Here is a 15,680-nt window from a genome sequence, read left to right on the forward strand (position 1 = left end):
GGCTCGGCTACTTTGCTTTCTGGTCAACGTCGAGCCATATGCCCCACAAATCATCCCAATCGGGGTTCGCCTCCTCAATCAAAGCAAACTTCCACTCGCGCCTCCATTTTTTGACGAGCTTTTCGCGGGCTATAGCGCTTTCAATCTCTTCATGGCGCTCTGCGAAGACCAAACGTGTCTTGCGGAAGTCGTGCACATGGATGGAGCCTGAGCCTTCGCGATGCTGGTGCGTCCGAGCGAGTAGATCGGCGGTAACGCCAACATACATTCCGCCTCTGAAACGGTTTGCCATGATGTATTCCCAGCCGCCCTTTGCCATCGTCTCGATCATGAGTTAGCCAAGCCCCGTGTCAAGCACGGGGCGACGTGTGAGGCTGTAATAGAGAGAGAACCACATGACTAACCCACTTGATTTCACGGGCAAAAGCGTTGTCGTCATTGGCGGCTCGTCTGGCATCGGCAATGGCATCGCGCATGAGTTTTGCAAGAACGGGGCGCAGGTGCTGGTGACGGGCACGCGGCCTGATGAAGGCGACTATCTTGAGGCTGAGGACAGCGACTTTACCGGGCTCTCCTACGCTCAGATGAATGTGAGCGACCGCGATGCAGTGGGTGCTTTGGTAGAGACGCTTGGGGCCGTGGACGTTCTTATCCAATGCCAAGGCATTGTGCGATATGGGCGCGGCGAGTTTCAGCGTGAGGGCTGGGACGATGTGATCGACGTGAACCTTAACTCGGTCATGGATGTGGCGCGCGCTTTTCACTCGCGGTTGGCAGAGGCCAGCGGCACGATGACGGTTGTGTCGTCGGTCGCAGGCTTCAAGGCCAATATCGGCAACCCCGCCTATTCCGCCTCCAAAGCGGGTGCGGTAAGCCTTGTGAAGACGCTTGGCGCGGCGTGGGCAAGGGACGGTATTCGCGTGAACGGCATCGCGCCGGGGCTGGTACCGACCAAGATAACTACTGTCACAACCGAGCACCCCGAACGCCTTGAAGGAGCGCTCCAAAGGATACCGCTGCGCCGGCTTGGCTCGCCAGAAGATATGGCGGGCGCGGCGCTTTTCCTCGCGTCTTCCATGTCGGCCTATGTGACCGGGCACACGCTGGTGGTGGATGGCGGTTTGACGCTCCAATAGGCGCGTGCTCCGGGGAAGAAAAGCGCGCTTTCTTACGCGGGCGCTGGGTTGCCAATAACAAGCCCTACATTCTGGATAAACTGACAGAGGGTCAAACTTGCCAGGTTATCTCAAAAAGCCCATGAATATCAATCTGATGGGGCTGAATGCGAGTTCGGAGTTTTTTGGCTCTTGGACAGTGTGCAAAGCGTGCCAAGTGTGCCAGACTTCCTACAAAATTGATGCCTATTAAAGGAGCGCTTTGATGAAATTTACTCGGCTTGGAAACAGCGGCCTCAGCGTCTCGCGCCTGTGTCTGGGATGCATGTCGTATGGCGACACGTCGGCTGGATGGCACGGCGATTGGCTTTTGGATGAGGAGGAAAGCCGCCCCTTCTTTCGCCAAACGCTCGAGGCCGGGATCAACTTCTTCGACACCGCCAATGCGTATGCTGGCGGCACCTCGGAGGAGATCACGGGCAAACTCCTTAAAGAAATGGCCAACCGCGATGAGATCGTGGTGGCGACGAAGGCGTTTATTCCGTGGCGGCGCGCCCCTAATGCAGGCGGCCTGTCGCGCAAGAGCTTGATGCAGGCGATTGATGATAGCCTCACGCGGCTCGGCATGCACTATGTCGACCTCTTCCAAATCCACCGGTGGGACGATGCGACCCCAATTGAGGAAACGATGGAGGCGCTGCACGACATCGTGAAGGCAGGCAAAGCGCGCTATATCGGCGCTTCCTCCATGTACGCTTGGCAGTTTGCGAAGGCGCAGGAGACCGCACGCAGCAATGGGTGGACGCGGTTCATCTCCATGCAAAACCAGCTCAATCTCCTCTACCGAGAGGAAGAGCGCGAAATGCTGCCTTTGTGCGCAGATCAGGGCGTGGGCGTGATCCCGTGGAGCCCGCTTGCGCGCGGACGACTGGCGCGGCCCTTGGGTGAGACCACTGTGCGCAGCGAAACGGACGGTGTTGGCAAGGCGCTTTATAAAGACGGCGACGCGGCGGACGCTGCGATCATTACGGCACTTGCCGAAATGGCCGAGGCGCGGGGCACCAAAATGGCAAGCCTTGGTCTTGCTTGGCACTTCACGAAGGGGGTGGCAGCGCCCATCATCGGTGCAAGCAAGCCGCATCATATCGCGGATGCAGTGGCCGCCCTGGATATCGAACTCACAAACGAAGAGGTCGGCAAGCTGGAAGCACCATACGTCCCAAAAATGCCAACGGGGCTCGCCATGCCGCTGCCGCCAATGGACCAGGTGACCATCAGATGAATAAAGCGATAGGACCACAACCATCGTCATGAACGCGTCATAGAATCGCGCCACTGCATGAGCCGAAATGCAAGATGCAGTGGTGGGCAGTTGTGAGCATGGAAGTCGTCAACATTCTCCTGACAAATTCGCTCGGTGAAGGGCTTGGGGATTTTGTCTACGACGCTCGGTGTTTCACCTTCGGCCGGATAGGGGCGGAAGGACCGCAGCAACTCGTCGATGGGCGAGCATTCGTTTTTGTCGATTGGGTTATGGATGACCTTGCTGGCCTTGAAATGTGCCGCCGCCTACGGGCCGATACGCGCACGGCCGGGGCTCATGTGACCATGGTGCTCGAAGAGGACGATCCTGAGTTTCGCAGGCGGGCGTTGAAGGCGGGAGCCGATGACTATCTGGTGGGCCCGCTTAATCGCACAATGGTGCTCGACAGGGTGCTTGCCCTGCAATTGCGCAGCTGCGAACCGCACGGCGTTCCAGCATTTGAGCGAGGCCCGTTGCGGATTGATATGACTGCGCTTCTGGCGCGATGGAATGATAAGGTGATCAATGTGCGGCCCAATGAGTTCCGGCTGCTGCGCTTTTTTGCGGAGAATGCAGGCCGGGTGATGAGCCGCGAGGAGATCATCATGGGGCTAGGCAAAACGGATCCTGTTCTTGATGAACGCACTGTCGATGTTTGGGTCGGACGCCTGCGCCGCGCGATCAAGGCAGCGGGCGGCGGCAATCCGCTGCGCACCGTGCGCTCGATCGGATACGTCTTCGACCTCTAGAGGTCTTTTCTAGGCAGTCTTAGATCGTTAGCCTTTCTCATACCCGAAAAAAAGGCCGCCCCTTCCGTTTGAAAGGGACGGCCAAGATTTATCGGCCCAATGGTGGAATGGGTAGAGAGAGGTGCCGACTAAAACTCCGCTTTGAGACCTACTGAGAAGCTGGTCCCAACGTCGAAGGTGTTGATTTCGAGGCGGCCGGTTTCGCTTTCCTGGAACTCGAAATTGTCGCGGCCAAAGATGTTGCGAACCTGGAGGGACAATTCGACGTTCTCGCCGATCTGCCCAAGATGCGTGCGAGCGACGAAATCGACGGTGAAGCCAGGATCTTCGACCACATCAGGCAGCGGGCCGCCGCGAAGGGTCACGCGCTCGCTGGCGTAATTGATCAGGATGCTGGCTTGCTGGGTCTTCTCTGTATCCTCGATACCGATGGAGAAGTTCGCGATGTGATCCGACTGACCCACAAGCGGGGCGCCATCGTCGAACAGAAGGCTCGCAAGCTGGTCGGGAGCGCCGATAATCGGCGCAACATCATCTTCGCCCACCTGGATTTCGGACTGGGTGTAGGTATAGTTCAATTGCATCAAAATCTGCTTCGTCTCGAAGAAGGTTCCACCCAGATCAAAAAGGTCGATGCCATACGTGATGTCGAATTCTGCACCGTAAAGCTCGGCGGTCGGAGCGTTGGCAAAGCCGGTGCGCACTACGCCCGATGCCGATTGGAGCGTGTTCTCAATCGGGTTGTCGATGTTCTTGTAAAAGCCTGCAAGACTGACCTTATCGGGACCGCCAAAGTAGTACTCGCCGCGCGCCTCAAAGTTGAAGAGTTCGCTGTCATCAAGAAGAGGGTTGCCGACGAACTCACGGTTGCTTTCCGGGTCGAAGTAGACCTGCTCAACAAGCTCACGGAACTGCGGGCGGGCGATGGTCTGCGACGCCGACACGCGCAATTGCAGTTCCGGCGTTGCTTCCCAAGTGATCGTGCCGCTTGGCAGGAGATAATCGTTGCCGAGGTCGGTTGCGGTCGCGCCGGCGATCGGCACGATGAACACCGATTGGTCAAGCGCAACGACTTGGGTCGCATCTTCGAAACGAAGACCGGCTTCAAACGTGAGCGTATCGGTTGGCACGAAACGCACCAGCCCGTAGCCAGCGTTGATCTCAAGCCCTGCATCAAACACAGGGAAGGGCGTCGCTTCGGTTAGAGTGACGCTGAAACCGGCAAGGGTGGCGTCATTGATAATGCTGCCCGGCTGGGCAAGGCCCAGTGCTGGCACGAGGCTATCATCCAGCACATCGCCTGAGATAAAGGGCCGGAACTCGCGGCTTTCCGAACGGCGCGAGGTGTCAGAATAGGCATAACCCGCCGTCACTTCGAGATTGTCCAGCAGCTCATAAGAAAGGTCGACGCTTGCGAACCAGAGCTCTTCGCGAAGATCATCGAAAGCGACCGTAGAAATGCCAGCGTCGGAAAGTTGGTTGAAGTAGGCAACGAACTGATCGCCAAAAGGATCACCGGGCAGGTTGGTCCTTGTGTAGCTAAAGCGAGAATTGAACGGAGCCTCGCGGTCTGTCCGGGCGTAACCGCCGCGAACGTCAACGCTGAAACGGTCAAACTCGAACTCACCGACAAGCTGAGTATCAAAAAGCTGACGTTCGAACCAAGCGGTGTGCTGATTCTGGAAATCGAAGCCGGTGACGCCGGGGAAGATGTCGAAGCCTTCCGCCAGGCGCGCGGTCTTGAGCGTGTCGCGAATGAACAGATTGGTCCAGCGGATGGTGTTGTCACCAAAATCAAGGCCAAAGCTGAGGAGACCGTTCACCAAAATGTTCTCATCGGTGATGAACGTGCGCTGCTCCTGGAAAACTTCGGTCAGATCACCGCTTCCGCTCTGGCTAAGAACAGAGCGGTTGCGCAGATTGTTGTTAATGCCGGCGGTTGCGATGATGCCGAGGAATGTGTCTTCGCCCAGATCAAACGACAAGCCGCCGGTGATAGAGCCGGACAAGTTGGCGCGCTGGCGGCTGACCCGCTGGAGCGTTACAAGATTGGTCGGGAATAGCTGGCTCGCGATGCCTTCTGAGACCGACAGGGGAACCGCCCCTATGCGCTCGCCGCTGTCGAAGAAGGCTTGCAGGTTTGAAGGAACAGCGCGGTTGCCATTGTCAAAGCCGAAGGAATCAAGGTCCGATCCAAAATAGGTGAGGCCCTCTCTGAAGGTCGTCTCATTGTCGCCGCTTGCACCGATACTAACCGTGAGAAAATCTTCGGTTGGAACAGCTTTGGTGGTGAGGTTGATCACACCGCCGCCAAATTCACCAGGGTAGTTGGCGGAGTAGGTCTTTTGCACCAGCGAGGAGGCCACAACATTGGTTGGGAAAATGTCGAGCGGGACAACCCGGCTGAGCGGCTCTGGGCTTGGTAGCGGCAAGCCGTTCAAAAGCGCAAGCGAGTAGCGATCCCCAAGACCGCGTACAAACACGCGGCCATCGCCAACCACTGAAAGGCCCGTCACTCGGGTCAAAGCGCCTGCGATATCGCCTTCTCCGGTGCGCGCGATGTCCTCTTCGGTCAGAACATTCAAAACCTGCGTCGAAGAACGGGCTGGGTCGCGGTTACGGCGGCCCGTTACGATGATACCGCCGCCGGGGACTGAAATCTCCGGTTCCTGAATATCATCTTCACCGTCTTCGGCAGCTTCAACATCTTGAGCCAATTCGTCGTCCTGTGCGCCCGCCTCATCTGCGCTCTGCGCGTGAAGAACAGACGGGAAAGTGAGCGATGATGTGAGAAGCAGCAGTCCAGCGAGGCGCGAGCCGGTCGACATGGTACTAGACCCCCTTGTAATTAGGTCTGAGAAACGAATGCGCCCCGCCAAAGGGGCACGGATAGGTAAGGAGGGGACGCTGCGTTTGACGCTGCGCCCCCTCCATTCAAAAGGAACCGGCTTAGTAAACCGGGATCGAGGTGCAATCGCCGGTCGCGCTGCCGAAGTCCTGGATGCTGGAGTTGCAAGTCCAGTCACCGAAGTCTGCGCTAAGGTCCGATTCCACGGCACCGATCACAGTGGATGAGCTGAAGAATGAGGAACGAGCCGTTGCATCAAAGACCGTCACACCGTTCTCGCTTGCGCCGTTCACCAGATTGTTGGTTGTGGAGAGCATGAAGGTGAGGTCGTTATTGGTGCCTGCATCCACTTCGGTTTGCACCTCAGCATCGCTGACACCCGAAGACCCGCGAACCGGACGGCTGACACCGTCACACACCACAGAATTAAAGCCGATGATGGCTGCAAGAGTGATCTGCTCGTCAATACGGATACAGACGCTGTCATCGGTGTTCACGTCGATTACACCATTGGTGAGACCGAGCGCTGCGCCGCCGCGTGCGCGAACCACTTGGCCAGAAGCCGAAGAGCGCTGGACGAAGGTGAAGTTGTTCACATTGAGTGTGCTCTGCGGAAGAGCGTTGCCCGGTGTGCCGTCTGCAAGATCATCCGGGGAATCGAATTCGATGATACTGTCGCCTGTGCTGCTGCGCTGAACCACAACTGCGTCTTCGATGTTCGCTTGAACGCCCGAGTCTGCGTCAATCGAATCGTCCGATGCACCGATCACAGCAAGCTGGCTCATGTTGACTGAACCGCCGAAGAACTCAACGCCGTCATCCGAGCTGTTGAAGCTCATGATGTGGTTGAAGGTTGTGCCAGAGCCGGTGCCGCCTGTGGTCAGACACTGAAGCTCGTTGCCTTGAGTAAGTTCAAAGCCGCAGAAGCGCATCTGAACAAACTCAAGCGTGCCTGAGCTGTCCGCATCGTCGCCGCCGCCAAAGAAGAAGGTTTGCGCAGCTCCTTCGAGGCGCTGTTGACATGTCGCGTTGGCGGTTGGAGCAGCGGCTGTGTTGAACACATTGTCCTGACAATCGGAAACCGGTGCGCGGCCGAGCATCACAATCCCGCCCCACTGGGCTTGGCTGCTGTCATTGTTAAGGCCAAGGACGTTGTCGCGGCTGGTGAAGACAATCGGCATCGTCTCTGTGCCGCTCGCATCAAGCGCGTTGCCGCGGTTCACGATGAGGGCAGATGCTGCCTGAGCAAAGAAGATTGCGCCGGGTTCAACCGAGAGTGTGACATCTGTGCCTGTGCTGCTGAAACCTTGGTCAGAGCCGACCGATACGGTGTCTTGGATTTGGTAGAGCAGGCCTTCGATGAAGGGGAGGTTGTCGTCGGCATCGAAAGTCGCTGGTAGAGTGCAGACACGGTACTCACCGGTAGGGCCTGTGATCGTGCCGTCATCGGTCAAGCCGCCGGTTGAAGCGATTGTTGGACAGCCCGCAGCAGGCGTCACTGTTCCCGTTGGAGGGGTCCCGGTTGGCGTGGGAGTTGGTGCCGGGGCCGGGTTGTTGATGATGATATCGCCCGATGTGCCAGGTGACACAATTTCGTCCGCTCCGCAGCCTGCAAGAGCTACGATGCTGGCGCCAAGAATGAGAGTGCGTTGAATGTTCTTCACAAGCCGAGGTCCCCTAAAAACCGAGAATCATTGAGCGCGAATCTATTTCGCGTGAGGTCCGGCTAGGGGCGGCATGTGACAAAATTTATGCGGATCGACAGTTTTTGCGACAGTTCTGTCATTTGGCTGGAATATGACGAATATGACAGTCTATTCATGTGAAATTGTGTAGGTCTGTACGCACAGGGGTGGATATCAAGATATTGATAAGTTTAATCAAAATATCAAAAAATCTCAGAAATATGACAATGTTACAGTTTTGTTGCATTAATAATTCACTTGGGTCATTCTCCATGCCTAGAGATTGAGGAGATGGGGCATGACCCGCACGCACAAAACGAAATCTGGCCTCGCGCTGATCGCCGCGATTAGCATTGGCAGCGCTGTACCTGCTACCGCGCAGCAAACGCTTTCGGGTGAGGGCGCTCTTGCTTCGGCTGCACTTGCCGATGGGCAGGCCCTCGCTGCGATTGACCTCATTAGCGCTGAGCTGAAAGAGCGGCCCGATGATCCTGCATTGCTGATTAATTTGGGCATCGCATACGCGCACATTGGCGATGAAGCGCAGGCTCGCGTTCAGTTTGAGTCCGCTCTCGCATCGCGCGATGTGGCGCAATTGGATACAGTCGACGGGCGCACCACAGACTCCCGCAAGCTAGCGCGCAAAGCCATGGCTATGTTGGAGCGGGGCGAATTGCGCGCGCTTCCACAACAAGCTGAGCGCCTCACTCTTCGCAATCGGTGACACCGCGCGCTTCAATCCCGCTGATTACCCAGTGAGAAAAGTTCAGGAGAAGGGGGCAATTGCGTCCCCTTTTTCGCGTCTTTGAGCTCGCAAATTACTATCGCACCGCTCTCGCTTAACGCATACACGGCTCGGCACATCTCTTTCGATCATCCACGGTTAAAGCCGGGGCTGTCACCTGCTTGTCAAATAAGCTAGACAATAGGGGCGTCATTGGAGGGCCCGACATGATTCTTGTGGGTGCAAGCCGAAAATTTTACGCTTCGGTCATTGCAGCGATTGCTGGCACTATGCTTGCCTCGCCCGCGTATGCGGACGTGTTGGAAGTAAGCCCCGATGGCGCGCGGTGGGTTGCAGGTGGTCCTGTGCAAAGTGCGTTGCCAGCTAGCCTGCCCCTCACCAGCGTGGCGGTGCTTGGCGAGGATAGTCTCAATATCTCCGAACAAATTGTCGCGAACACAAGAGCGCATGCCGCCGGTGTTCCAAATCAATATAGAGCAAAGATTGCGGAGCTTTCCCAAAGGTTTAATCTCAGCCCGGCGCTTTTGGAAGCGGTGGTTTGGCAAGAAAGCCGCTGGCGTGAACGCGCGGTGTCACCTGCCGGTGCCAGGGGCCTTGCGCAATTGATGCCAGGAACAGCCCGCTATCTGGGAGTTGACCCAGACGACCCCATGCAAAACCTTGAGGGCGGGGCGCGGTATTTGCGCGAACAGCTCGACCGGTTTGACGGTGATCTTGAGAAAGCGCTTGCTGCTTACAATGCCGGACCCGGACGGGTGGAACGCGCTGGCGGCATTCCCAATATCCGCGAGACAAAGAACTACGTCGCAGCCATAATCGGCCGCCTCTCCAATCATTCGCGCATAACAACTCAGGCGTCCGCACAGGCATCTGTGATACAGCTTCCGGCCATTCAGCGTCCTGCTATACAGGGGCAGCGATAGCTGATGCGGCATTGGGAAAGCTGCGCCGTCTAAATGTTTAAAGGGATATGAGAATACACATGAAATCACTCTTTCGCATGCCTGCTCGTTTGACCGCCCTTTTGGGTGTCGCAGCTCTGCCAAGTCTGGTTCTGCCAAGCTCGGCTATGGCCCAGCAAGTGGCCGGTCAGGGCGGCGATCCGATCACGAGCGCGTTGCTGTGGATGCAGGGCATTTTGCTTGGGCCGATCGCAACCGCACTTGCCGTTATGGCGGTGGCAGGGGTTGGCTTCATGATGCTGACCGGACGAATGAACTGGCGGTATGGCATGACGGTTATCATCGGTGTCTTCATCATCTTTGGCGCGCCGCGTTTGGTGGCAACCATTGCAGGCGGGGCAGGGGTCTAAAGCCCGATGAGCGACCTAATCCGCCATCCCGTGCACCGCACATTGACGCGCCCGCAGATGTTCGCAGGCGTGACCATGGTTTTTTTCGTCATCAACATGACCATGTCCATGATTGCCTATCTCGTCCTTTCGAATTTCATGACGAACATTTTGATGGTTCTGGTGTTTTTGCTCGTGCCGATCACGATCCATGTGATCGGCTACTTTGCATCGCTTCGAGAGCCGCGTATCTTTGACCTTTGGATCACGAAGGTCTCAAAATGCCCCCGCGTTGCCAATTACCGGCGTTGGAGCTGCAACAGTTATGCACCGTGATGACAAACGAATTTGAGGCCTTTCAGGAGGGCCGAGACGAATGGTGAAATGGATCGGACCTGCTGCATGGAGCGCTAAGGAAGCGCCCGCTGGTGATCGGTTGCCGTATGAGCGCTTGATCGACGAAAACACCGTGCTGCTTCGCGACGGGTCGGTGATGAGCGCCATTCAGGTGCCGGGACTCTTATTTGAAACCGAGGATTCTGACGCGCTCAATTCTCATGCGGCCACACGCGAGGTTGTGCTGCGATCAACACTGGATGCGCGTTTTGTGCTCTATCACCATGTCATCCGGCGCAGGGTGGAAGTCGAGCTGGACGCGGAATTTCCGGACGCCCTTTCCCGCCATATTGATGCCCGCTGGAAAGAGCGGCTCGCGGGCGGATCGCTTTACATCAACGACCAGTTTGTAACCTTGATCAGGCGTCCTGCTCGCGGGAAAACTGGCCTGCCTGAGAGGATTTCCAAATTCTTCTCGCGCACCGCCGCAGAACAGTTGCAAGCCGATCCCAAGGATGTGCGCAGCCTTAAGGCGGCCGTCACCGGCCTGACGGCGGCACTTTCTGCGTATGGGGCAAATGTGCTGGGCGACTACGCATCTCCCAATGGCGGCACAAATTCAGAGATGCTTGAGCTGTTGAGCGCGCTTTACAATGGCGAGATGCGCCCGGTGCGGCGACCCTCGGTCGACACCGATATAGGCCATATGCTGCCATATCGCCGCGCGAGTTTCGGGCTTGATGCGATGGAGCTTAAGGCTTCTGGGCATCCGGATTTCGCCGCAATGCTTGGTCTTAAGGAATATCCAGAGGCGACGTCCCCGGGGCTGCTTGATCCGCTGCTGCGCCTGCCGTTTGAAATGGTCGTGACGGAAAGTTATGCGCCCAACGAACGCACCACCGCGCGCGAGCGGATTGATCTTGCGCTTCGCCGGTCTCGTTCTGTTGACGAAGAAGCAGCGGCCGAGCGCGCCGATATGATGGCCGCGCGCGACGCGCTAGGCAACGGCGCTGCGGGTTTTGGTGATCATCATTTGACCGTGCTCGTTCGTGAGCGGGCGCTGGACCGTCTGGATGATGCCTGCGCTGCAGCGTCGGCTGCTTTGGCTGATACGGGCGCAATTGCTGTTCGTGAGGATACCAATTTGGAGCCGGGTTTCTGGGCGCAATTTCCCGGAAACGAGGATTATGTTGTGCGCCGCGCGCTCATTTCCAGCGCCAATATGGCAAGTTTTGGAAGCTTTCACGGCTTCGCTCTCGGGCAAGCCTCAGGCAACCATTGGGGCGATGCGGTTACGCTGCTCGAGACGACAAGCGCGACGCCGTTCTTCTTTAATTTCCATCACGGTGATCTGGGCAACTTTTCCGTCATTGGCCCGTCTGGTTCGGGCAAAACGGTGGTGATGAACTTCCTCGCCGCGCAAGCACAAAAGTTTAAACCGCGCACGATCCTGTTCGATAAAGACCGGGGCGCCGAGCTATTTATTCGCGGTATTGGTGGGCGCTATGACCGTATCAATCCGGGTGAGCCAACAGGCTTCAACCCGCTTGCTCTGCCTGATACGCCAGCGAACAAGGCGTTTTTGCGCGATTGGCTTGGCGTTCTGCTTGAGGCGCAAGGTCCTGAGGAATTTGCCACAATCAGCGCGGCGGTTGAGGCGACCTATGAAAACGATGCAAGCCTCAGGCGTTTGCGCCATTTCAAAGAGCTACTTTCGGGCGCGCGCCGGCCGCAGCCAGGCGATCTTGCAGACCGGTTGAGCGCGTGGATTGGCTCTTCGTCAGGCGAGGGCGGCGAGCACGCCTGGCTGTTTGACAATGATGCCGATGCGCTTGATCTCGACAAGCGGGTGCTGGGTTTTGACATGACGCAGCTTTTGGAAAACCCGCGCCTTCGCACGCCGACCATGATGTATCTCTTCCACCGCATTGATGAACGGCTGGACGGTGAGCCTACCATGATCCTTATTGATGAAGGGTGGAAGGCGCTTGATGATGAAGTGTTTGCCGCGCGCATTCGCGACTGGCTGAAGACGCTTCGGAAGCGCAATGCGCTCGTCGGTTTCGCTACGCAAAGCGCCAAAGATGCGCTGGAAAGCCGCATTTCGACAGCCTTGGTAGAGCAGACCGCGACCATGGTGTTTATGCCCAACAGCCGCGCGCGGCACGAGGATTACTGCGATGGCTTTGGCCTTACAGAGCACGAGCTTGCTCTGATCCGCTCGCTGCCTGCGCACTCACGCTGTTTTCTCGTGCGTCAGCCCGATGCGAGCGTTGTCGTGCGCCTTGATTTATCTGGCGCTCCTGAAGTCCTTACAATCCTCTCTGGGCGTGAGGCTGCTGTGCGCCGTCTCGACCTCCTTCGAGAGGCTGTGGGGGATGCGCCCAGCGAGTGGTATCCCGCGCTCACCGGCCATGCTTGGCCCGATGGTTCGGGCGAGGTCAATGAGGACGGGACGCCCGTCTGGCAGGCCGCAGAATGACGACTGCTTGCGATCTTGCAGCGGAAGAAATGGGTTCCGGTGTTGCCGGTGCTCTGACGGCTGTTGATTGCATCGCTAGTGAAGTCAGCCAGCAAGCGTTTGAGCGGCTCTTCGGCAGCGAAGGCCAACTCGGCACAGCTCTTACGGTGCTGCTGACCTTTTACATTGCCTTTTTTGGGATTTCTTTGCTTCTGGGGCGTTCAAACCTGTCGGTGCGCGCGCTCATCCCGAAAATGTTGACGATCGGGCTTGTGCTCACCTTTGCGACAAGTTTCGCGGCTTTCTCGACGATTTTTTACACCTTCTTCGTGACCTCCCCTGACTTTCTCGCAGGCGTGCTCACCGACAGCGATGGCTCTGCGACCGCGACCTTTGCTCTTAAGCTCGATATCGTTTTCCTCGCCATCCAAGAGGCTAGCACGGGAATTGAGGACATCAGCGCCTTTTCGCCGCCCGGCATGATGTGGATTGGGGCGATGTTGCTCCTGATTGGCACCGTGGGTCTCCTTGTGACCGCACGCATAGGCCTCGCGCTTCTTCTGGCCGTAGGCCCGATTTTCGTGGTCCTCGCGCTCTTCAATGGCACGCGCGGGCTGTTTGTTGGTTGGCTCAAGGGCCTCGTGATGCTCGCTCTGGCTCCGCTTTTCGCGGTGGTTGGCGGATCTATCATGCTTGAAATGGCGGTGCCCATTCTTGCCGCTTTGGTGGAGACACCGGGGCAAATTGATCAGCAAGCCGCCATGGCGTTTTTCCTCGTGGGGTTCGTCCACTGCATGCTTATGTTGATGGTCCTTTACGTGGGCTCCAAGATGGTCAGCGGATGGCAGGTGTTTGGTTTTGCAAAACCAGACCTTGCGACGCAGGCTAATCCAGACGCCTACCGTTCGCCCCCGGCTCAGACGCTTGCACCTTCGGGTGACCGCGCGGCTCAAGTTATTCCTGCGGCAACGACAAGCACAGGCGCGCGCCGCATAGATGTGACTCTTCCCTCAGCGCTCGCAGCCAATGATACGGCCACGTCAACAGGCACTCAGACGGTGCGTGAAACTAAGGTTTATGCGGCCGGTTCTAGCACCGCACAGGCGGCGGGCACATCCGCTGCTGCCTCGCGCACGAGAGGCATCGGCAATCGTTTTCGCTCCGCCCCTTCAACAAGCGCAAAAACCAAACTGGAGATAGGTTCATGATCCGCGAAGCTCAGAATGGGCTCATTTTATTGGCAAGCGCTTTTGCTCTTGCTGCACCGGTAAGCGCGCAAAATGCAGCGCCAGGTGCGCCTTCTGATCCGCGCCTTGTCACTCAGGTTTTTGACGAAGCACAGGTCTACACCATCAATGGCAAAGTGAAGGTTCAAACGACCATCAAATTTGCTCCCGATGAGGCGATCCAGAACGTTGCTATCGGTGATAGCAGCGCATGGCAGGTTCAGCCCAATCAGGCGCAAACTCTTCTCTTTGTGAAACCTCTTGCCGTGTCTGCGCGGACCAATATGACCGTTGTGACGAGCCGGCGGACCTATCTGTTTGACCTTGTTGCAAGCCCAAGAAACGCGCCGCTGTATGTGCTGAAATTCCGTTATCCAGAGCTTGAGAAAGCGGCGGAAGAAGCAAGGCTGGCCGCTGCCGCTCAGGCACAGGTCGAGGCCGCGAATGCGACGGAACTGGCGGCCGCTAGCGATCCCTATGCGGTCGTTGACCCCGCGCAGCTCAACTTCAAATGGGCCACTGACGGAGAGAGCGACCTGTTTCCTGCTCGGACCTATGATGATGGTGAAGCAACGTTTCTGACCTGGGCAGAAGGCACGCCCATTCCGGCGATCCTCACCACCAATGAGGACGGCGATGAGGGCCCGGTCAATTTCACAGTACGGGGCGAAACCGTGGTCCTCGACACCGTTCCAACCACAATCGTGCTGCGCTCTGGTAAAGAAAGCGCCACGCTCACCAATCTCGGGACAACCCCGACACGCGGTTATTAAAAGGGAGATGATCTGATGCGACTTGCAATGCGGCTTCCTTCGAAATCTGGCGATGGCTCTGGCGCTGATATAGATCCACGCGAAGGCGAAAGCGCCGAGATTATCGACCTTGCCAGCCGTAATGGATTTTCCGCCGTTGCCGAGCGCAAGACCAAGACCGAGGGGCTTGGGCTTGCAGCGGGTGTGGCGATCGTGTGCCTTGTTGGCGTGACGACGTTTTGGGCGATGAATGCGGCGCAATTGCCTGAACCTGAAACGGTAGGGGCCGCAGCTCCCGCTCAGGCCCCAGCACCTGTCGTGCCCGCTGGGCCGGTTGAGGTGCCGAAGCCTGCCACACCGGCTGATCCGCGCCCTAATCTGGCCCCCGCGCCAGTGCTCGCCAATGCGCCGTCGGTGGGGCCGCAGGCCAATCCTTTCGCCAGCCCATCGCTGGTGTTCGATGCAAGCGCTGCGGCGCGTCAGGCAGCACAAGCGGCTGAAACAGCGGCAACTCCGGTCGCGGACACCGCAATGAATGAGAACGGTGCTGGTGGTTCTGCCGCCGCCTTTGCCAGCCGCATCGGCGGTGTCGGAGGGGGACCTGCCGAGGCGCAGCAGATGGCGAACCCGTCGACCACTGTCACTAAAGGCACGATCATCCCCGCGATCTTGGAAACCGCGATCAACACCGACAATCCCGGTTTCGTGCGCGCAATGGTCAGTCAGGACGTGCGCAGTTTTGATGGCACCCGCGTTCTCGTCCCACGCTCCTCTCGTTTGATTGGTCAGTATCAATCGGGCGTTCAGCAGGGGCAAAAGCGCGCTTATGTCATTTGGACCGATCTCGTTCGGCCCGATGGGGTGACTGTCAACATCGCCTCGCCTGCGGTCGCATTTGACGGGACCACGGGCCTTGAAGGTAAGGTCAATAATCACTTCTTCCGCCGCTTTGGTTCCGCCATGCTTCTGTCGGTTGTCGGCGGGCTCGGTGCGATTGCTTCGGGTGGCACGTCGGTGGTCCTTGGCGGTGCAGGGCAAAGCGCTGCTTCCATCGCGGCTCAGCAAGATGGCGCGATCAGCCCAACCATTCGCGTTCAGCCGGGTGAGCCTGTGCGGGTATTCACCTCGCGCAACCTTGATTTCACTGCTGTCAGCCAGTGAGAGGCTGA

At 57.7% G+C, this 15,680-nt stretch carries 14 protein-coding genes; 11 read left to right on the top strand and 3 right to left on the bottom strand.

Features of this window, described 5'->3' with window-relative positions; all coding sequences use genetic code 11:
* Positions 1–7: 7 nt before the first annotated feature.
* Positions 8–331, bottom strand: coding sequence for a GIY-YIG nuclease family protein (locus AC0V60_RS01020; protein WP_486176704.1), 324 nt, complete (start codon positions 329–331; stop codon positions 8–10).
* Between the two features lie 64 nt (positions 332–395).
* On the opposite strand from AC0V60_RS01020, the gene AC0V60_RS01025 reads away from it, so the two are divergent.
* From AC0V60_RS01025 to AC0V60_RS01035, 3 genes are all read left to right on the top strand, one after another.
* Entirely contained in the window at positions 396–1,136 is a 741-nt protein-coding gene (locus AC0V60_RS01025; RefSeq protein ID WP_486176705.1) for an SDR family NAD(P)-dependent oxidoreductase, read from the top strand.
* Positions 1,137–1,380: 244 nt separating this feature from the next.
* Positions 1,381–2,397, top strand: a complete 1,017-nt coding sequence (locus AC0V60_RS01030) for an aldo/keto reductase (RefSeq protein ID WP_486176706.1) — start codon at positions 1,381–1,383, stop codon at positions 2,395–2,397.
* A 98-nt stretch (positions 2,398–2,495) separates the two neighbouring features.
* Positions 2,496–3,167 carry a response regulator transcription factor gene (locus tag AC0V60_RS01035; RefSeq protein WP_486176707.1) on the top strand — a complete coding sequence of 224 codons (672 nt, stop codon included), beginning with the start codon at positions 2,496–2,498 and terminating at the stop codon, positions 3,165–3,167.
* Between the two features lie 128 nt (positions 3,168–3,295).
* On the opposite strand, the gene AC0V60_RS01040 is transcribed toward AC0V60_RS01035, so the two are convergent.
* Complete coding sequence (locus AC0V60_RS01040; protein ID WP_486176708.1) at positions 3,296–5,995, bottom strand: TonB-dependent receptor domain-containing protein; 2,700 nt, start codon at positions 5,993–5,995, stop codon at positions 3,296–3,298.
* A gap of 121 nt (positions 5,996–6,116) precedes the next feature.
* Positions 6,117–7,679, bottom strand: coding sequence for a hypothetical protein (locus AC0V60_RS01045; RefSeq protein ID WP_486176709.1), 1,563 nt, complete (start codon positions 7,677–7,679; stop codon positions 6,117–6,119).
* A 319-nt stretch (positions 7,680–7,998) separates the two neighbouring features.
* Between AC0V60_RS01045 and AC0V60_RS01050 the strand changes: the two genes are divergently transcribed.
* From AC0V60_RS01050 to AC0V60_RS01085, 8 genes are all read left to right on the top strand, one after another.
* Positions 7,999–8,424, top strand: coding sequence for a hypothetical protein (locus AC0V60_RS01050; RefSeq protein ID WP_486176710.1), 426 nt, complete (start codon positions 7,999–8,001; stop codon positions 8,422–8,424).
* 227 nt (positions 8,425–8,651) lie between these two features.
* On the top strand, positions 8,652–9,368 hold the full coding sequence (locus AC0V60_RS01055; protein ID WP_486176711.1) for a lytic transglycosylase domain-containing protein: 717 nt from the start codon (positions 8,652–8,654) through the stop codon (positions 9,366–9,368).
* 59 nt (positions 9,369–9,427) lie between these two features.
* Positions 9,428–9,757 (top strand): TrbC/VirB2 family type IV secretion system protein, encoded by a 330-nt coding sequence (locus AC0V60_RS01060; protein WP_486176712.1) that lies wholly within the window; start codon positions 9,428–9,430, stop codon positions 9,755–9,757.
* Positions 9,758–9,763: 6 nt separating this feature from the next.
* A complete protein-coding gene (locus AC0V60_RS01065; RefSeq protein WP_486176713.1) occupies positions 9,764–10,072 on the top strand; it encodes a VirB3 family type IV secretion system protein in 309 nt (102 codons plus the stop codon).
* Between the two features lie 40 nt (positions 10,073–10,112).
* The gene (locus tag AC0V60_RS01070) at positions 10,113–12,554 is read left to right on the top strand and encodes a VirB4 family type IV secretion/conjugal transfer ATPase (protein ID WP_486176714.1); all 2,442 of its coding nucleotides are present in this window, start codon (positions 10,113–10,115) and stop codon (positions 12,552–12,554) included.
* The gene (locus AC0V60_RS01075; RefSeq protein ID WP_486176715.1) at positions 12,551–13,741 is read left to right on the top strand and encodes a TrbL/VirB6 family protein; all 1,191 of its coding nucleotides are present in this window, start codon (positions 12,551–12,553) and stop codon (positions 13,739–13,741) included. Before AC0V60_RS01070 ends, AC0V60_RS01075 begins: the two co-directional genes overlap by 4 nt.
* Positions 13,738–14,532, top strand: coding sequence for a TrbG/VirB9 family P-type conjugative transfer protein (locus AC0V60_RS01080; RefSeq protein WP_486176716.1), 795 nt, complete (start codon positions 13,738–13,740; stop codon positions 14,530–14,532). The genes AC0V60_RS01075 and AC0V60_RS01080 overlap by 4 nt, the downstream gene beginning before the upstream one ends.
* Positions 14,533–14,547: 15 nt before the next feature.
* Positions 14,548–15,672 (top strand): TrbI/VirB10 family protein, encoded by a 1,125-nt coding sequence (locus AC0V60_RS01085; RefSeq protein WP_486176717.1) that lies wholly within the window; start codon positions 14,548–14,550, stop codon positions 15,670–15,672.
* The last annotated feature ends 8 nt before the right edge of the window (positions 15,673–15,680 follow it).

Source organism: Erythrobacter sp. S259 (genome assembly GCF_057364965.1).